The 18,677-nt window shown below is 59.8% G+C and carries 13 protein-coding genes and 1 pseudogene; 5 read left to right on the forward strand and 9 right to left on the reverse strand.

The window, feature by feature from the left end; translation table 11 throughout:
• Window positions 1-101: LuxR C-terminal-related transcriptional regulator (locus TX78_RS14360; protein ID WP_044495320.1), on the forward strand; the 101-nt coding region annotated here is incomplete at its 5' end.
• 98 nt (window positions 102-199) lie between these two features.
• Here the strand turns inward: TX78_RS14360 and TX78_RS13745 are convergent.
• Window positions 200-448 (reverse strand): hypothetical protein, encoded by a 249-nt coding sequence (locus TX78_RS13745; protein WP_147640451.1) that lies wholly within the window; start codon window positions 446-448, stop codon window positions 200-202.
• 36 nt (window positions 449-484) lie between these two features.
• Between TX78_RS13745 and TX78_RS08455 the strand changes: the two genes are divergently transcribed.
• A complete protein-coding gene (locus tag TX78_RS08455) occupies window positions 485-1,315 on the forward strand; it encodes a hypothetical protein (protein WP_147640452.1) in 831 nt (276 codons plus the stop codon).
• Between the two features lie 532 nt (window positions 1,316-1,847).
• On the opposite strand, the gene TX78_RS08460 is transcribed toward TX78_RS08455, so the two are convergent.
• From TX78_RS08460 to TX78_RS08490, 6 genes are all read right to left on the reverse strand, one after another.
• The gene (locus TX78_RS08460) at window positions 1,848-5,561 is read right to left on the reverse strand and encodes a YobI family P-loop NTPase (protein WP_049897675.1); all 3,714 of its coding nucleotides are present in this window, start codon (window positions 5,559-5,561) and stop codon (window positions 1,848-1,850) included.
• 73 nt (window positions 5,562-5,634) lie between these two features.
• A complete protein-coding gene (locus TX78_RS08465) occupies window positions 5,635-6,363 on the reverse strand; it encodes a M48 family metallopeptidase (protein WP_233722212.1) in 729 nt (242 codons plus the stop codon).
• Complete coding sequence (locus TX78_RS08470) at window positions 6,347-9,427, reverse strand: type I restriction endonuclease subunit R (protein ID WP_044495323.1); 3,081 nt, start codon at window positions 9,425-9,427, stop codon at window positions 6,347-6,349. Before TX78_RS08470 ends, TX78_RS08465 begins: the two co-directional genes overlap by 17 nt.
• Entirely contained in the window at window positions 9,424-10,176 is a 753-nt protein-coding gene (locus TX78_RS08475; protein WP_044495325.1) for a TIGR02391 family protein, read from the reverse strand. Before TX78_RS08475 ends, TX78_RS08470 begins: the two co-directional genes overlap by 4 nt.
• On the reverse strand, window positions 10,173-11,384 hold the full coding sequence (locus TX78_RS12695; RefSeq protein ID WP_158644320.1) for a restriction endonuclease subunit S: 1,212 nt from the start codon (window positions 11,382-11,384) through the stop codon (window positions 10,173-10,175). The genes TX78_RS08475 and TX78_RS12695 overlap by 4 nt, the downstream gene beginning before the upstream one ends.
• 5 nt (window positions 11,385-11,389) lie before the next feature.
• Complete coding sequence (locus TX78_RS08490; RefSeq protein ID WP_233722213.1) at window positions 11,390-13,843, reverse strand: type I restriction-modification system subunit M; 2,454 nt, start codon at window positions 13,841-13,843, stop codon at window positions 11,390-11,392.
• A 576-nt stretch (window positions 13,844-14,419) separates the two neighbouring features.
• Between TX78_RS08490 and TX78_RS08495 the strand changes: the two genes are divergently transcribed.
• A complete protein-coding gene (locus TX78_RS08495; RefSeq protein ID WP_044495327.1) occupies window positions 14,420-15,073 on the forward strand; it encodes a hypothetical protein in 654 nt (217 codons plus the stop codon).
• 32 nt (window positions 15,074-15,105) lie between these two features.
• Here the strand turns inward: TX78_RS08495 and TX78_RS08500 are convergent, their stop codons facing one another.
• Together TX78_RS08500 and TX78_RS08505 are read right to left on the reverse strand one after the other, a co-directional pair.
• Window positions 15,106-16,161, reverse strand: a complete 1,056-nt coding sequence (locus tag TX78_RS08500; RefSeq protein ID WP_044495328.1) for a hypothetical protein — start codon at window positions 16,159-16,161, stop codon at window positions 15,106-15,108.
• Window positions 16,162-16,425: 264 nt separating this feature from the next.
• Window positions 16,426-17,579, reverse strand: a pseudogene (locus TX78_RS08505) (IS3 family transposase).
• A gap of 112 nt (window positions 17,580-17,691) precedes the next feature.
• Here TX78_RS08505 and TX78_RS13965 point away from each other — a divergent pair.
• A complete protein-coding gene (locus TX78_RS13965; protein WP_044495332.1) occupies window positions 17,692-17,997 on the forward strand; it encodes a transposase in 306 nt (101 codons plus the stop codon).
• A partial coding sequence (locus TX78_RS08520; RefSeq protein WP_044495499.1) for an IS3 family transposase occupies window positions 17,994-18,677 on the forward strand: 684 nt, incomplete at its 3' end. The genes TX78_RS13965 and TX78_RS08520, both read left to right, overlap by 4 nt.

An 18,677-nucleotide genomic window follows, 5' to 3' on the forward strand; every position in this document is an offset into this window, starting at 1 on the left:
CCACCGTGAAATCCCACCTCGTGCACATCTACACCAAGCTCGGCGTTTCCTCCCGGACCGCCGCCGTCGCCACCGCTCGCGACACCGGCCTCCTGAGATAGAGGGATACTCGGCTTTCTTGCTCCGGATTCTATGGCAGCGACCTCGCCGTAGATGGGCCAACGAATAAGACGCGTTGCTGGGAAGAAAGATGCCGCCCCTAGTCGAGCCATCGAGCGAGGCGTTCGCGGACGGCAGCGTCGAGCGGGATGCTTCGGCCTACGAGGTTCAGGCGTCCGTCGACGATGTCGGAGACCAGCAGCTCGGAGACCTGTTTCGCGGTCAGGGCGTGGAACGCGACGAGCGAGACAGCCATTGCGATTACGGGGTGGGGCGAGGTCAGTTTCTCGTGGATGAGCGCGGTGTCCAGGGGCATCGGGTTGTTGCCGTTGACCTGGGTGAACGTCATGCCGCGGGTGGGGTCCAGGCCCACTACGCCGGGGCTGTGCCGTTGGACCTTTTGAAGACTGAGCAGGACAGGATCAGCAAACGCCTGGCCTTCCTAGAGGCACAGATCGAGGCCGGTGCCACCGAGTATGAACAAGCTCAGGCACACATGGGCGACTGCCTAGCCCTGGCGAAGGACTGCCACGCTACCTACATCAGCATCGATGACTCGCTGCGCCGGATCGCGAACCAGGCCTTTTTCGACAAGCTCTACGTCGCCGAGGCTGACACCGTGGACGGGGAGTCGGGTGTGCCGTTCAACATCATGTTCAACCCCGTAGTCCAGGCCACCGCACTACGTCGCCAGGCGGACGGAGAGCTCAGTAGGACTCAAACCGGGGATGTCGGCGGTTTGAACAACGACGATCTGGTGGGCTTCCCGGGTGCTTATTCCAAAAAATCCCTCGTGGCGGCTAGGTGGCGTCAGATTCTAGAGCTGGCGCGGAAGTCTCACCGCAAGTCGGATCCACCCGCACCCCGGTCACGTGAGCTCTCGCGGGATGACACAGTCAGTATTCTGGCGGCAGCACAGGGACACGACTCAATCTCCGCGATCTCTCGCGCTCTCGGCATCCGGCGTGGCACTGTACGCAAAGTACTAAAAGAACATGGAATCCAAATGCAGGATGGTCGCCGTGGACTCAGCGACGAAGCAAAAGCAGAAGTCCGGAGCTTGGCAGCCGACGGAGTTCCCCGAAAGAAGCTAGCGGAGATGTTCGGGGTTAGTCTGGCGAGCATTGGGCGGGCGATCGCCGCTGCATCCGCGGGAGCTGAGTCGAGTCAGACCACGCCTACACCGGCCAGTCCAACGTCACCACCGAGACCATAGTTGCCAAAGTAGAGACGAATCGTGGTCATCATTGCCTCGGTGGCGTCACACACGACTATGCGCACCACGAGGTTCCTTGGTTCACTGTGGTCGCTGCGTTCCCGCTCTACCCGTACACGCTCCGTCATACGTCATCGTGGTCTGCCGCCTTCCAGTGCCCGTAGGGCTTCCTGAGGTCCTTCAAGCGCCGAAGGTCATTAATCAGGATTGGAGGTAGAAGATTATGCATACTCACCTGGTTGAGATGCTTGCCCAACCCGCTTCTCTCCCAGCTCCTGGGAAGTTCACCATTCAGACGAACCGGGAGATAAGGAGAGGACTCCCGCGACCTCCCGTTCACGAACTACGTGGCAGCAGGAGATGCATGCGAGACCCAGATACCCCCACGAAGGTCTGCACAGCGGCGTCCCATGCAAGTTGCTCCTCGTCTCCAGCGACGTAAAGGGTCCAGGTTTTGCACCTCAAAGCCTCTTCAATTCTACTGTTAATGAGCTCCAAACGCTGGTCTGGTGTAAGCGTTCTCGCATCACGGTCAGCTCGGGTCTCTGTGTCGTTTGCTCACCCTGATCGGGTCGCGACTGTCATCGAAACGCGCGACGATTCCTCGCTGGTGCAGAGACTCCAAGAGAACCCTGGTGTCTTCCGTGTTCGCGACCTTCGGCCTATCGCGCCCCACCTCTGTCAGTTGCGCGTAGGGGGTACCAAGGTCTCGAAGCACACCGAACAGTTGCGCATCCGCTAGCGAATCCAGGTACGGGCGCAAGAGCGCGATCACGTCGGCGGCTCGGACACGATTCGCCGCCATCTGCTCGACGATAGCGAAGTCCACCTCGAGGTCGTAGGCCTGTGCCAGCCGGGCGACCTCGACTAGACCCTCTCGTCCACCCGCAGGCGTGTACTCATCTGCTCGATCCAGCACTGCTCGCTTCGCCTCCTCCGTGACCGACTCGCTCGCAAGGACACTCGCAAGGTCACCTGCAACGAGCTCAGGAGTAACCCACTCCTTGAAGGTTGGCGACACCTTGATCACGCGTTCCCGCGTGGCCCAATCGGCAGCGAACAGATGCTCATATGTCGCTGCGCTGCCCGAGATCACCTGCCGAGAAATCAGCTCCTCATAGAGCGTACCGTTCTCGATCGGCAAGGCGCTCGCAGATATGTACTCCTCGAGTTGGAGGCTCTCTGCGAGCCTGGCTCGTAGGATTACACCAAGTCGTGTTGAAGCCTCAATCAGCGTCACAGCGAGAGCACGCTTGTCGTCTTCCGTCGCATACTCGTGACCGTCAATAGCTTCTGCGCGTTCAAGCACGACTGCAAGGTGCTCGTCGACGCTGCCGACATGCTCGATGTACTTCGACACGTTCGCGAACGTTGCCGGAAAGCGATCGAATCTCGCGAGAATGCTCCAGGTCTCTTGCGGCATCTCCTCTACATCTTCGACCCGACCTCGGTCGGAGGCGCCCCCTACGACGCGGTCGAGCAATCCGGCTGCTGCCTCGTGAACGTCTTTGATCACGGACACGAAGCCATCGGCAGACTCGGTAGTCGGGTTGCTACCCTCGATGGCATCGAGATAACCCGAAAGTTCAGAGATCACCTTCGGATACACATCATCAGGCCAGGATGCCCTAAGCTCGTCAAGCGCCAATCCTGCCTTGTCGCCGACGGCGGCACGTAGATTGTCCAGGCTCATCTCATACATGCCATGCTTCACGAATGCCGGACGCACCGACTCGCCGGTCGCCGAGAGCTCGGGCAGCAGAAGACCAGCTTCCTTAAATAGAAGTGCGAGGCGCTCCGCTTGAGCCGCCGAGACATTCTGGTCTGCGATAGCTGGGAGCTGTGCGTAGTTCGCAGCTAGGTACGCCTTTATCTGCTTGGTGATGGTTTGTTTCGGATTCGTAGCCAGGCTCACCAGGCAGACGCTGACCAGCTCCTGCCGTGCTTCGTCGTCAAGCTCGGCCTCGGCTACAAGGTAGCTGAGCATACGAGGACTCTGCGCCGTGAGCTTCTTTACAAGTAGCTCACGAGATGCGCCGCTACTGAGATAGCTCTGCAGGAAGCGCTTGCTAGCGGCGTCGAAGCGCGCCAGTGCAGTGACCATTAAGTTAACATCCGAGCTGTTCGACCCGAGCAGGTAGTCAAGGATCGCGATATTGAACAGTGCCGGATCAGAGAGCGAACGCGCGCCACGCTCGCGAATCACTGCTTCCGCATCCTCCGCCGTGAGCACAAACTGCTCGTCCATCAGTCCGCGCTCAACGTGATGAATGATGAAGTTCGTCGCGGCGGGGCTCACTCGATCGCCGTGGAACGTCGACGTATAGAGCGTAAAGTTCCGATCGATGTAGCCCGACCGAACCAGATTGTAGGCCAGGCCCTTTGTCAGTAACGTCTCCGCGATCGCTTCGAGCGAGCTAGCGGTGCCCTCGTAGTCCACAAGGAACTCAGACCGTTTCATGAGATCGCCCATGTCAGCGGTTCGGAGGAATGCCCGCTGCTGCTCCAGGTCGCGCACCCGCTCGGACTCGGCCTCATCGTCGGATTCCCGCCAGGCTTCGGCGTCAAGCGCGTCACCGACAAGCGCCGCCACATCGGACCGATTGAGATCGATACGATGTCCGCTGTACTGCGGATTGCGCCAGCCGACAGTGTCGCTATCGCTGCCCTCGGCAAGCTCACGCCAGAACTCGATGGTCTGGAATAACGACGCATCGATAACGTGACCGTCACGCAGGTACGCGCTATTTGAGCCCGTCCGATAGCTTCCGGCGCGCACCATGAGATCGATGCGCGAAACGAGCAGCTTTCCCAGACGAGCGGCCCTCCGAGAAGCAGCGGCGCGGCGCGAGATGGCAGCACGTGCGGAGCGGAGCTCACCCTCGACTCGTCGAATGTTCTCCGTCACCAGCGTTCGGCTGAACTCGTACAGCGTGTCGAGCTCGCTCTTGCCGAGACGGATCGCCTCGAAATCGCTAAGGTGCGTACTCTTGTAGAGCATCATGGCGAAGAGACGAGTCTCACTGAGTTCGAGCTGCTGGCCGTCTCCGGCAAAGATCCGGTCGCGAAACACAACGAATTCATTACGCACATTCTTGAGTAAGCGCATGTCGGGCACGAACCGGCCCGCGAGGTCGATTAGGTCAGCCGACACGTCGTGATCGATGCCGCGCAGAATCTGCGTCGTCAGGTTGCGAGCGCTGCGATGCGTGATGAATGGGACGACGGGTATAACGAGGTCGAAGAATTTCGTGCGGTTCGCGCGCATGATCTCTGCTTGCGCGGGGTCTGTGACCTCGATCAGGGCGGCATCGACCTTGCGCTGCTCGTGTTCGAGGCTGATCCGGTCAAAGATGCTGTCCTTGATGGCGTAGATGAAGCGAATCGGCTTCTTGATCTGAGGTGATGCGTTGAGCAGCGCGTTCAGGGAGCGCAGCGTCTCGAAGATGTGGGAGTCGTTAAATCGGTCGATGTCTTCAAATATGACGATGTCGCGCTTCGACGTTTCGAAGAAGTAGACGATCTCGTCGAGGTATTGGTCAAAGTAGGACACCGACTTCTCGTCCAAGGTGACAGCGGCTGGCCCTGCGGAGAACTGCCTGATGTGTATGCGGCCATGAAACAGCACACGGGTAGCAAGAACAGCGCCCGCAACTACGGCGGCAAGAATTGGATAGATCCAAAGGTCCAGCTCGACGAGCGGTCGCAGCGTTCGCTCAATTGTCGCCGCCCACCCGAGAATCATGAAGGCGATGGAGACGACGACGCCAGCCATGAGGGCGAGCGAGGTCTCTCGGCCCCAGGTGAACCGTTCAATTCTCCGGAAGCGTGACCCCCGAGCGGACTTCGGCTCTTCGCGATACAGGAGCTGCTTGACGATCTCCTGCTGGATCCGATTCGTCGGCGTTGTTGCCTGGGCAGGTACGGAGTCGTCGAGCGTGGACCCTTCGATCGGCGACAGCGTCGACAGCGACAGCTCCACGACGCGGCCCTCATGATCCTCTGAAACCCGGCGCAGGATGCTGCTCTTGCCTACTCCGTAGTTTCCCGAAAGCGCGATGTTGAGGACATCGTCCTTCTTCAGGTTATGGCCAATCGCGGCCGCGTACTGTGCATGCTCGGACTCGAGGAACTCGGGCGTGAGGGTAGTTAGATCCCAAACGGAGTCAGCAATCTCGGGCGATATCGCATCCTCGACTTTGTGCTTGCGCAGCTTCCTGAAGATCTTCACGACAGGCCCGGTCATGACAGGGTCCTTTGCCGGACCGGGCGGGCGCTCGTTGTCCACCTAGCGCATCTAGGGTTTCCGGAGATGAAGATCATACGTCCCACTCCTCCTCGGCGAGCGGAGCCCCGTTCAGCTCATCCCGACGCATGCGCCAGTCCGGCAGGTACTTGTCCATGAGCGCTGCGAACCTCGCGCCATGCCCTCGCTCGAAGTAGTGCATGAGTTCGTGCACCACGATGTACTCCAGGCACACCGGGTCCTTCTTCGCCAGCTCCACGTTGAACCAGACGTTGCGCGTCTCGCGGTTGCAGGAGCCCCATTTGGTCTTCATCTTGCGAACCGTCCACTTCGGCACTGTGACACCTAGCTCGCGCTCCCATCTAGATATGAGGTCCGACAGCGCACTGCGCAGCTGCTCCCGATACCAACGATCAAGAACCACACGACGCTGCTCAGACGTGGAGTTGGTCGAGGCGTAGAGCACGAGACGCTCTCCATCGAGCTCAATGTGAGATCGTCCAGGCCGCTCAACGATCTTGAGGCGCTTGCGCGTCCCCCAGACGTAGTGGCTCTCTCCGGTTACCATCTCGCGCGTCGACTGGCGTACTGCTCCTGCCAGCTCCTTGCGTTGTCGGCGGATCCACGAAAGACGCTGAACCACTGCAAGTCGAATGGTGTCGTCGTCGAAGCGTGTCGGCGCCGCAACCCGGACACGACCAGCGGGCGGATAGACGCCGATGTGCACGTGCTTGATGTCCTTGTAGACGACGTCGATGTCGATGCCGCGGACGGTCAGGTAGGCGCTAGTTGTAGTCATCATGCGCCTCAATCACCTTAAAGATAAGATCGGGCCGCACGTCGTCACCCGGAAGTACGCGGGCTATCGCGCGCTTGACTTGCTTGCGTTTGAGCGCGTTGTCCTTCCAACCATGCTGCTTGTTATTGCGCACGGCAGACTCCACCTCGTGCGCCAGGTCAGCGTCTCCGTCTAGCGAGTCAACGATTGCGCGCTGCCCGTCGGTCTTCACCCATGACGGGTAGGTCTTGCCGGTCTCCTTGTTGCCAGCCTGCTGGGCAATGTCGAGGATCTTCGCCAGGTACTCCTCGTACTCGAGCGCCTGTTGGCGTCGCTCTTCAAGCACGGCGTCGAGGAGCTCGCTCATACGGTCGAAAAACTTCGGGTTGGTCCCGTGTTCATCGATAATGAGCTTGCGCGTGTTGTTGACGATGGTCTCGGCCACGGCCTCCTTGTTCTTCTTGATGCCCGGCGGCAGCTTGTCGATCGCGCCCGCGCCCAGCTTCACGATCAGGTCGATAAGGGCGTCATCCTCAAAGTCCGAGACGACCTCAGACGCGCCGGCCTTGATGTACGTGTCCAGCAGGAAGCGCATATCTGCTTCGTAAGCCTTGAAGTCGACGTCCTCGCCCGCTGCGAGCTTCACTTCTGCGCGCACGTCGCTGTAGTGAGCAATCTCAGCCTTGATCTTTTCGACGTCGGCTGGGCTGTAGCCCGCGGCGTTCATGTCGTTGGCGATGTTCGCGAACGCCCGTGTGGCTCCGGCAACCGCCTTGTAGAGCTCGACGCGCTTCGGTTCGTTGTCCTTGATCGGCTGTGCATTTCCGGCCTCGCGAGCAACGAAGTAGGCACGGTATTGGTCGGTGCCTTTCGGCGGCAGTACTGGTTCACAGAGCGCACGAATCCGCTCAAGGGCGTCCTCGAGATTCTCGCGCGCCTTGTCGATGCGGTCAGAGAGCAGACCTTCGATGTCCTGCTTGTCGTACCCTTCGAACGCACCGGTCGTGTAGTCGTCGATGGCCTTTTCGAGCGACTTGAAGAGGTCTCGGTAATCGACGATGTAGCCATAGTCCTTGTCGTCTCCATCAAGGCGGTTGACGCGGCAGATGGCCTGGAACAGGCCATGGTCCTGCATCTTCTTGTCGATGTAGAGATAGGTAGCACTCGGCGCGTCAAAGCCGGTCAGCAGCTTGTCCACCACGATAAGCAGGCGCATCTGGCCGGGCTCATCGATAAACTGCTTCTTGACCGCCGCCTCGAACTCCTCGACCCGGCCCATCGCCTCGTCTTCGGACATCTCGAAGTAGTCCGCAAGCATACGCCGGTAGGTGTTGTAGCGGGCCATCTTCTCGGTCAACCCAGCCCCGGAGTCCTCCTTGGAGATCTCACTGGCACTCGGTTCGTAGCTGGTGACGATTGCGCACTTACCCTTGAACCCGGCAGCCTCGAAGAGGTCATAGAAAGTGCAGGCCTGACTGATGCTGGATCCGACGAGCATCGCGTTGCCGCGACCATCCATAAGCCTCGGGCGTGTGTCCATGTCGAACAGGATGTCTGCCACGATCTGCGAGGCCCGTGACTTGCTCGAGACCACCTTCTGCATGGTGCCCCAGCGCTTCTTCAGCTCGGCGCGACTGAGGTCGGTCATGCCCTTGGTCTTTGCTTCGAACCATTTGTCGACGTGCTGCGGTGACGTCATCTCCTGGTCGATATCGCGCGCCTCGTATCTTAGATCCAGCACGACGCCATCCTCGACTGCCTCGTTGAACTTGTAGGTGTGGATGAACGAGCCGAAGGTCTCGATGCTTGTGGCTTTATCCTGCTTGAGCAGCGGCGTACCGGTAAAGCCGATAAACATCGCTTCGGGCAGGAGCTTCTTCATCGCATCGTGCATTTTGCCCGACTGCGTGCGATGAGCCTCATCGACGAAGACGAAGATATTGCCTTTGGCCTTGAAGTCAGCAGGGAGCGCAGCGTTGAGCTGCTTAATGTAGTCGTCCGTGTCCTCCGCGGTCTCATCGTCGCTGCCACGGAACTTATGGACGAGTGAGCCGATCAGCCACTGCTCCGATTTGTTGAGTGTCGCGATGAGGTCGGCGCCGCTCTTGGTGCGGTAGAGCGACTCGCTGACACCGTTGAAGACCTTCTCGATCTGGTCGTCGAGCTCGGTGCGGTCGGTAATGAGAAGAACGCGCGCATCCGGCTGGTTCTCGCGGATCCATTTGGCGAGCCACACCATCGTGAGGCTCTTGCCGGATCCTTGGGTGTGCCAGATGATACCGCCCTCACGCTTGGCGATGCGCTCCTGTGCGGCCTTGATGCCGAAGTACTGGTTGTGCCGCGGGCCCTTCTTGGTGCCCCGATCAAAGACGATGAAGTCGTGGATTAGCTCAAGGAAGCGGCCCTTCGTGCACATCTGCAGCAGCGCACGATCCAGCGGGGACTGGACGTCGGAATCTTCCTTCCACTCCAGCCAGTACTTCTCGGGGGTGTCGATCACGCCGTACCGGAGCCCCTCCGCATCATTACCAGCGAAGAGGAACTGCGTCGGCGCAAAGAACGGCCGGATAAAGTCCTTGCTCTGATTACCGATGTTCTGACGGATGCCCTCGCTGACCGAGACCTTGGAGCGCTTGAGCTCGATGCCGCCGAGTGCCAGCCCGTTGACGTAGAGCACAACGTCAGGGCGTTTGCTGTGCTGGCCGAATACCGTGACCTCTTCGGCGATTGCGAAGTGGTTGGCGTTGGGATCCACCCAGTTGATGAGATGCACGGTCTCAGATTGCTCGCCGACGGCTGCCTTGACCTTCACGCCGTAGCGGAGCAGCTCATAGACATCGCGGTTCGCTTCGTAGAGGTTGCGGCCCGGACCAACCGCCGCTGCCTTGTGCAGACGGTCGAGTGCGCGACTGATGAGCGTCGCGTTGTATCCGCGCGCCTGCAGATTCTGGATCAGCACATCGTCCTCGATGCCGCTGGTGCGGTTGCCGTCGTGCCAATCGCCGAGGTACTCGTAATCGAGCTGCTCCCTGAACAGCTTGACGACGCGACTCTGCGTCTTACGTTCGATCTGGCCTACGGTGCTCATGACGGTTCTCCTGCGTGCTCCACAGTTGATTCATCCACCCACCGCGCGAGCACGCTCAACGCAGCCAGGTGTTCAAGTGCCACTTGCTCCGACATCTCCTGGTCCGCCTCGTGGTTGAGCGGATTCCGGATCCCTGCAAAGACGCCTTCCGCGAACGCCATCGCGCCACGCTGTACCGAACGGTACGTGTCGCTGTCCTCCGGGGTCAGGCGACGAAGCCGTGCTTTGCCGGGCTTCGCCCCGTCAAGCGAGAACGACTGCTTGAAGAGATCCGTCTCGCTGACGTCGCGGCGGCCGACTTTGTTCTGTGTCTCCGCATTCAGCTTGGTCGCGGCATCGCGCACTGCCTGAACGTAGTGGCCCGACTGCCAGAGTGAGCGCGCGCCGCTCCAGATCCACGGGTGCAGGTTGGCAGCGGAAATCTCCGGCGCGTTGTCGCCGAGGTTCTTCCTAATCTCTTCCGCACGCACCAGTTCTTCACGCGCACGGATGGCAGCCTCGCGGTGCTTCGCCCAGCGGTTATTGGCCATCTTGCCCGTGATGTCATCCCGCCAGTTCGGCAATACATGCTCAAGAATCTTCTCGACGACTTGAGCCTGTTTCGCCACCTCGGCGTCTGGGGCCGCAGTGAGGTCTTTGTTGGAAATGCTGACCCAACCAGCGCCTGACGTGCTCGCGTTGCGCATCGCTGTCTGCTCGACGAACTTGTCCAGCTCATTGAGCGCCCATTCGGTGTTCAGCCCGCTCATACCGTATCCTCCACCGGGAGACGAGTGCGGCCAGTCAGGAGCTGCTGCATCATGCCTTGTTTGATCGCTCTGGTCTTCGCGAGACGCCCAGCCAGTGCAGAGATTTCTGCATCCGCGTCCTTGATCACCGTTGCGATGGCGCCCTGTTCTTCGGAACCAGGAAGTTTAAGCTCCACATCCGCCAGCGCATGGCTGCTGATATGCACCACTGCGTCGCCCTGGCCCTTGCGTGCCTTCTGCGCAGATACTGCTGGCGAGTTAAGGAGCGAAGCGAGAAACACAGGATCAAATCCTGTCCCTCGAAGTACGATAATGTCTCCGCCGGCGACAGCGTCACGTTTCCCGGTGTAGGCCAGGCTCATCCCAATCTCAGCCTTCGTCTCGCCCGAGCCTGCGAAGAGCACGTCGCCCCGACGAATAGGCAATGCAGTAGATGCGACGTCTGGCGTGACGAATGAGCGCGCTTCGTCGGTGTAGTCCCCGAATGCTGTGTAGATCTCCCCGTACCGAATGCACGCCACACCCGTTGACCGCACGTCATCGCGCTTGATGCCGCGCCCCTTGAGGAACATCCCCAGGGATCCAAGCCGCGCGTCCCGCCACTCGGTTGCGAAGCCGGGGAGGCGAGTGCGGCCGGTGAGGAGCTGCTGCATCATGCCTTGCTTGATCGCCTGCTTCTTGGCGATCATCCGCTCCAGCCCTGAGATCAGGTCGTCGACGTCAGTCATCACGGCCGCGATCGTGTTCTGAACCTCGATGTCGGGCACCGGTACTGGGAGCTGGGCGTACTCTCGCCCGTTCACCCCCGGCTGGCCACTACGCACAGACGTCCGCGCAATCCAGTCCCAGTAGTCCTTGCTGTGCGCGAAAAGGGACAGGTACTTCGGGTTCAGGAGCGTCGGGTCGGGAGCGATGTTGATCAAGAACCCGGCATACACCAGCTCACCGTCACGAGGATCGTAAAGGTACGACTTACCGACGCTCGCGCCGGTACGTGCGAATACGAGCTCACCGGGGCCCATCCGATAGTCGGAGGACTTCGGGTGCGCCACGCCTACTCTCGGTTCCGGCACGAACCGTCCAGAATTATCTATGTCTGTGATGCGGAGGTAGGTGGGCACACCAAGACCTTGAGGTACCGCCGCCGCATTAATTCCGTAGCGGGGCGGACGCCGCAGCAGTTGGCCGAGAGGCTTGGCTTCAGCCACCGTCATTACTCGACCCCCATCGCCGTCAGGTGCCCACTGACCATTGCTTCTAGCTGCTGTAACTGCGCGTCGAGGTCACCAACAGTCACCGCATAACGTTCGCCGAGCTGTTCGATACGAGCAACGAGCGCAAGCGTCAGTGCGTTGACCTCACCGTCAACCTTTGTCGCGATGGTGGCGTGCCACTTGTCGTCGAGCACCAGCGACTGGACCTCGATCTCTGTCAGGTCGCCGTACTTGCGGAGTGTCATGTCGTCCAGCGCGGCCTGCGCCTCCTTGGCGGCCTTCTTCGCCGCGGCCTCGGCGTTCACCAGCTCAAGAGCGGTCTTAGCACATTCAAGAACCTCCTGGTCGCCGCTCGCTTTAGCCTCCTTGATCGCCGCAGTGACGAGCTGCTTGGTGTAAGCGCCTTTGTCGTTGGTGGCCTCAGCCAGGAGTGCTTCGTCACCGCCGTGCTCTTCTGCGTGTTCAGTCACTGCGGCGGACGCGGATTCAAACTTGGCGTTGAGCTCGTCGACCTTGGCTTGCTCATCTGCGAAGTAGCGGGCGACAATGAGGCTCGGCGGGATGAGATCCATCTTGTACTTGGTGGCCTTTCTGCCGGTGCCAAGGACAAGATCGGGGTCCTCGGTGAGCTTGCGCTCCTTGTCCTCGATGGTCGGGCGAGGCGCCGCAGCCTTCGCCCAGTCTCCACCTGCGCTCAGCTCCGCCATAATCAGGCTCAGGTCGTCGTGCATGACGTCATGCCAGTAGGTCATGAGCTGCTGGTAGGCGTCGTACTCGTTGAGGAGCGGCACTGGCTTGAACCGCTCGAGCAGGTCGTCGCTCAGCGTCGTAATCAGGTCGCCGGGCCTGGTTTCGGTCGTGAGGTTCAAGAGTTCGTCACGATGGGCGGCGAACCACTCGTCAACTATGGCCGCGACCTGTGCCCGGAGGCTGTCGAGCCCGCTGCGGTGAAGCGCGTAGTCCTGCACCTCACTCGGTTCGACCTTGAGACTGGAGTATCCCTCACCGAGCGGCTCGAAGAGTGCGTCCTTCAGTGACGGCAGAGCCTCCCAGTACTTCTGAAGTGCCTCGATGTCGCGGTTCGGGATGCCGCCGTTGAGGTGCGCGTAGAGATCCTGCAGATCCTCGGGCTCCGAGCTGTCGATGTAGCGCGGGATATTGAGGTTGTAGTCGTTCTTCGGATCGGCGATCTCGCCCATCGGCACCATGCGCGAGTAGCGCTCGATCTCGATCTGCTTATTGAACGTATCGACGATGCGGTGAATGTCCTGGTCGCGCAGGCGGTTCTTGGCGCCGTCCTTGATGAATCCCTTACTGGCGTCGACCATGAACACGCCGGTACGGCCAACGGCGTTCTCCTTATCGAGCACGACGATGCAGGCAGGGATACCCGTGCCGTAGAAGAGGTTCGCCGGCAGACCGATGACGCCTTTGATGAAACCGCGCTTGAGCAGCTCGCGACGGATATTACCCTCAGCGTTGCCGCGGAACAGCACGCCGTGCGGAAGGATCACCGCCGCCTTGCCGTCGGACTTCAGAGATGTCAGCGCATGGAGCAGGAAGGCGTAGTCGCCGTTCTTCTCGGGCGGCCTGCCGTACTCGAAGCGCCCGTAATCCTCTCCGAGCCCGTTACTCCACGCCTTGTCGGAGAACGGCGGATTCATGACAACGTAGTCGAAAGTCTTGAGCCTCGTCCCGTTTGTCAGTTGAGGATCGGCGATCGTGTTGCCCTTGTAGATCTCCGCGGTCTCGTTGCCGTGGAGGATCATGTTCATCTTGGCCAGCGCCCAGGTGGCGTTGTCTTTCTCCTGGCCGTAGATCGTCATGCCGCGGGGTGCCTCGGCGGCAGCCTTGAGCAGGAGCGATCCGGAGCCGGCTGCGGCGTCGTAGACCGTTTCGTCCTGGCGGGTCTGGCGGCCGATGCCGACGACCTTCGCCACAACGCGCGACACCTCTGCAGGCGTGTAGAACTGGCCCTTGCTCTTGCCCGACTCCGTGGCGAAGTGCCGCATGAGGTACTCGTAGGCGTCCCCGAGCAGGTCATCGCCCTCGGCTCGTGATCCGCTGAAGTCGAGATCGTTGAAGATCGTCACCAGCTTGGAGAGGCGGTCCTGCATCTCCTTGCCGCTACCAAGCTTCTCCGGATCGTTGAAGTCGGCCTGGTCGATGACGTTGCGCAGGTCGTTGGCTTCGGCGAGCTTGCCGATGATCTTGTTGAACCGGTCGCCGATCTCCTTGTCGCCCTTGGCGGCGAACATGTCGTCGAACGAACCACCTTCGGGTACCTCGATGAGACTGTCCGGATCAGACTTCGCCTTGTCCGTCACATACTTCATGAACAGCAGCGTCAGGACGTAGTCCTTGTACTGGCTGGCATCCATGCCGCCACGGAGTTGGTCCGCGCTGGCCCACAGCGAGCTGTAGAGGTCCGACTTCTTGAGCGCCACCGTCACGCCACCACCCTCGAGTGGTCGCAAGGTACCAAGATTGATCTCTGTTTCATGAAGTTCTCCCTCACCCTCAGGTGCATTACGTGACTCGTCATCCAACACTACTGGCGACCCGGGACGTGGACTTGCGCACGACACCAATCTGACCAGGAGTTGGATCCTCGCAGAGCGGGAGCAATGAGGCTCGGAACGGCTACTTGCGAATCGTTCTTATTATCTCACAATTAGGCGCTTCGGTGAATAGCCCAAGAGGCTATTGGCCACTCGAGTCACCGGCGTCGATATAATTGCAGAGGCAGTTGCCACCATTTCATTAGACAACGGGCGAAATAGAGATGCTGTGGGGCTAGTAGATGAAGTACTGACCCCAGGGGAACTGGACGGGACTGTCTGGTGCAAGAACTCTGCTAGTGCTACCAATGCCAAGATGGCCGTAGTTGTTACGGCCCCCAGCAGTAGGCCTGGCCGTCTGAGATGGCGCAGGTGTCGACGCGGACTCATGACCCGCGACCGCGCTGGCTATACTCAAACCACTGCTACGTGCCAGCTAGCGCACTCACTCCAGATCAGGGAGCACCCATGCCCATCGTCACGACTGCTTACGACATTCCGGAAGAGATCCTCAGCAAGATCCTGTCAGGCGAGCATAAGCGGTTCGGCAGCGTGGTGCGCAATGGCAGGCAGATCTACACGCATCTAAAGGAAGTTTCTGTGCCGACCGAAGGTGTCGACATAGATGAGCTCAGGTCCGCTGCTGCGGCTTCTCTCAAGAACCCAAAGGTACTCCTTGGGCTGGGGGCAGCCGTTGCTGTCACGGTTGTCACGGCAAGCGGCGTTGCATACTGGGCCGGTACCAAGAAGGCCAAGGTCGCTAATACTCCAGAAGTCGCCTCGACGCCGCGGTCAGTCCTCGAGTATAACGCTGCTCTTAGGGCCTACCTGGAGGCCGTGCAGAGTGGCACGATCGACAGCGCGGTTCTCGAACGACTGGACAGCGCGCTCGAGGCTCTCCAGAGCGAGTCACGCGACGGCGATCTGACTCTTGACTTCTCAACCGAGCAGTCCACAGCCCTGGTGAGCTTGGTTACCGACTACACGCGAAAGCTCGCCGAGGCGAACGAAGTTCAGTTCGGCGAGGTTCCTGAAGCGCCGACGACGTCAGACGGTAACCCCATTGTGGACTTGCGGTACCGGCTAGAGATTCAGAAGCGCATTATCGACGACGCGGCGTAGAGGCTCTCGTCGTGTCGCTGCTCTGTGTTGTTCTACTCCGACTGTAGATGTGCCGAGCTTCCGTCTTCTATGCGCACCAGATCTCCAGCCAACATATATGTCCAAAGGACGCAGGTCTCCGCTTCCCTGACAGATACATCGCTGTGGACTCCCTTGCTGGCAAGACTGTCCAGACTGTTCAGGCGACTACCGAGTTCATCTAGGAGCTTCTGGAGAACCTCGCCTTCCTTGTGTTTGCCGAGATTGTCTTTGACGTATTGGACAAGCCGATTTCGATACGCGTCTTCTGACATGGTTCGGTCTCGACCATCCTCTCCGGTGATGACCTCGTTTGTAGGCGGATATAGCGCATCAGCGAGCGCCTTGATCATCCGCCTGCAGGAGGTCAGTGCCTGTGAGAGCTCTTCGGAACCGCCGTCATAGAGTCGATCGCGGGCCCCTTGAAAACTGGCTAGCGCGTCGGGTGCTAGCTTCTGGAGCGATTCGTCGATATACCGCTGAGCTCGGAGAAAGAGTGGAGATTCCCACTGGCCTTGGTTCAGCTCGGCTTCTGTAGCAACGAGAAAAGTATGAACCGAGCTCTTGATGCGTTCCAGAATCCCAGGGAGCATCTGCAGTTGGGGGATGAGCTTTGCCTTGCCTGATTCGATGCTCTGCGCAGCAACGTACGTATCGATCTGGGTAAGGTTCTCCGGGACCTTGTAGTCATCGTAGACCTTGCTGATCAGGGCGAGCTCTCGTTCGATCTGCCCTACGGAGTATGCGTGCTGTAGCTCTCTACCGTTTTCATCCTTGAAAGTACGGTTTCGCTCAAACTTCAGGTACGCCCGGCCTATACTCCGGTTAGCTTCCTCCGGGCCAACCAGCGTGTTGAGCTGATCTCGAATCTTCTGTGAAGCAGGGTCGAGACCCTTGCCGACGGTGAAATCCGACTGCTCGACCTGGAGCCAGAGCTGGTTGACATAGTCCCGGCGTAAAGCAGCGATCCTCTGAGCCCGACGCGCGTTCATGCTGATCGACACACCCGCATCGTCGTAGTGGTCGAGAGCGAAATCGAGTAGCTCCTGAACCTTCCGTAGTTCCGTCATGAAGTTCACTATATGGCGAGGTTCGGACATACATCCCGGCTGCGTCAGGCGCGATGTCCTCGCAACGCCGTAGATGCATCCGTACCGGGCCATGCAGCGAGGAAATGCCTCTAAAGTGCTGGTAATCAGCAACTCAGGCTCAAGAGCCCTAGCCTCGTACTACCCAGGAGCCAAGGTGAGTCCCTTGAGAGAGGGGGGGCTGATGCAGGGATAGGTGACAACTTGACCTGCCCTACGGTTTGGTTACCTCCGGCGGTGTAGCGCTCAGGCCATGAGGGGTGTCACGGTTGAGCGTAGTTCAAAGTCTGCGGGGCTGAGGTATCCTAGCCCTGAGTGGCGGCGTTTCCGATTATGGAAGATCTCGATGTAGTCGAAGATGGCGTTAGCCAGTTCGATCCGAGTCTTCCATCGCTGCCGGTTGAGCAGTTCGATCTGCATGGAAGACCAGAAGCTTTCCATCATGGCGTTGTCCAACCCATCACCGACGGTGCCGAAGGAGGGCATGAGCCCGGCCTGGCGGATTTTCTCACCGAAGGCCCAGGAGGTGAATTGGGTGCCGTGATCGGCGTGAACGATGCCACCAGGGCCGGGCGTCCGCGCTTTGAGCGCCATGTCCAGAGCATTGAGCACCAGGGTCGTGTTTTGCTGGCTGTCGATGGACCAACCCACGATTTTCCGGCTGTAGGTGTCCATCACCGCACAGCAATAAATTTTGCCCTCGGCGGTGGGGTGTTCGGTGATGTCGGTGACCCAGAGTTCATTGGGCTGGATACGGTGGAACTTACGGTTGACCAGGTCATCTGCGGTCACCACCCCGCGTAGCCGTTTCGTTCTCACTGGGCCTGGGAGGCCGTTAATCCCCGCGTTGTGCATCAATTTGAAGACCAGCCGAGAACTGACGGGGACACTCATCCCCATGGTCAATTCAGCGTGGATGCGTCGGTAGCCATAAGTTCCACGGGAGGCGGTGTGGACTTCTCGGATGAGACCGGTGAGCCATTCACGGCGCATCTGAGAAGGCGCAGTAGGACGACGTAGGTACCTGTAGTAGCCAGGCTTGCTGACTCCGAGGATGCGGCAACAGGTGAGCACCGGAAACCCGGCGGCGACCAGGGTGTCGATCACCGGGTGAATCCTTTTGGGTGAGGCGCCTCCTCACCCAAAAACTTCGAGGCGATCTTCAGGATCTCAAGTTCTTGTTCTAACTCGCGGATCCGTTTACGGGCCTTGCGCAGCTCGACACTCTCAGTAGTGGCGATACCGGGAATCTCTCCCTTGTCGATGCGGTCCTGACGGACCCAGCGCCGCAGCACAGCATCGCTGATCTCAAGGTCAGCTGCCACCACAGGGATTTTTCGCCCTGCACGCACTAGCGCAACCGCACGGTGGCGGAACTCAGCGGGATAGGCTTTCGGCATTTCTCAGATCCTTCCGATAAGGACCTGAACGCTACACCTGAAGTGGTAACCCCCAGGTAGGGCAGGTCAACTAGTCTGGCTCGGTCACCCCGGGCCTGGAAGGATTGTCATCATGCCCAAGCCGTATCCCAAAGAGTTCCGCGACGATGTGGTCCGCGTTGCCCAGAACAGGGACGAGAACACCACGCTGGCCGAAGTAGCTGCTGATTTCGGTCTGCATGAAGGGACCATCCGCAAATGGGTTCGCCAGGCCGAACTGGACGCCGGAAACCCCAATGATCGCAAGCCCGGACTGACCACTGATGAGAAGGACGAGCTACGTGCTCTGCGCCGCCGCAACCGCACCCTGGAGCAGGAGCTGGAGGTGATGCGCCGGGCAGCTGCCTACTTCGGTCAAGCCCAGATCCGGTCAAAATGAAGTACCCGCTCGTACGCGATCTCGCCGAAGACGGTGTGCCCGTCTCGGTGACGTGCCGGGTGCTGAAGATCGCCCGCCAGCCCTACTACCAGTGGCTGGCCAACCCCATCACTGACGCAGAGTGGGAAGAAGCTCACCGGCTCAACGCTCTGATCGATGCCCACCGCGATGACCCCGAATTTGGGTACCGATACCTGGCCGACGCCGTGGAGGAGGTCGCCGGGGTCCACATGGCCCACCGCACCGCCTGGCGGCTGTGCCACACCCAAGGGGTCTTCTCGGTGATCAGCAAGCGTAAGAAGGGCAAGGGGACCCGTCCGGGCCCGCCTGTCCACGATGATCTGGTGCAGCGGCAGTTCAGCACCGTGAAGAAAGTCAACGAAGTGTGGTTCACCGATATCACCGAACACCACACCGGTGAGGGCAAGCTGTATCTGTGCGCGATCAAGGACGCCTGCTCCCGGAGGATCATCGGCTATGCCATCGACACCCGGATGAAGTCCTCACTGGCGGTGCGGGCCCTGAATAACGCCGTGGCGAACAGAGCTCGATCTGGCGCTGAGGTGGGCGGATGCATAGTCCACAGCGACCGCGGGTCTCAATTTCGAGCAAAGAAATTCCTCCGGGCTCTGGAGCATCACAGCCTGGTCGGCTCGATGGGCAGAGTCGGTGCTGCCGGA

The sequence above is a fragment of the Nesterenkonia massiliensis genome, assembly GCF_000455245.1.
Lineage (GTDB): Bacteria > Actinomycetota > Actinomycetes > Actinomycetales > Micrococcaceae > Nesterenkonia > Nesterenkonia rhizosphaerae.

Bases quoted from the DNA above. Each gene is read 5' to 3' on its own strand.
- TX78_RS13745 (WP_147640451.1), bottom strand. From the start codon at position 448: ATGACGTTCACCCAGGTCAACGGCAACAACCCGATGCCCCTGGACACC.
- TX78_RS08460 (WP_049897675.1), bottom strand. From the start codon at position 5,561: ATGACCGGGCCTGTCGTGAAGATCTTCAGGAAGCTGCGCAAGCACAAA.
- TX78_RS08465 (WP_233722212.1), bottom strand. From the start codon at position 6,363: ATGATGACTACAACTAGCGCCTACCTGACCGTCCGCGGCATCGACATC.
- TX78_RS08470 (WP_044495323.1), bottom strand. From the start codon at position 9,427: ATGAGCACCGTAGGCCAGATCGAACGTAAGACGCAGAGTCGCGTCGTC.
- TX78_RS08475 (WP_044495325.1), bottom strand. From the start codon at position 10,176: ATGAGCGGGCTGAACACCGAATGGGCGCTCAATGAGCTGGACAAGTTC.
- TX78_RS08495 (WP_044495327.1), top strand. From the start codon at position 14,420: ATGCCCATCGTCACGACTGCTTACGACATTCCGGAAGAGATCCTCAGC.
- TX78_RS08500 (WP_044495328.1), bottom strand. From the start codon at position 16,161: ATGACGGAACTACGGAAGGTTCAGGAGCTACTCGATTTCGCTCTCGAC.
- TX78_RS13965 (WP_044495332.1), top strand. From the start codon at position 17,692: ATGCCCAAGCCGTATCCCAAAGAGTTCCGCGACGATGTGGTCCGCGTT.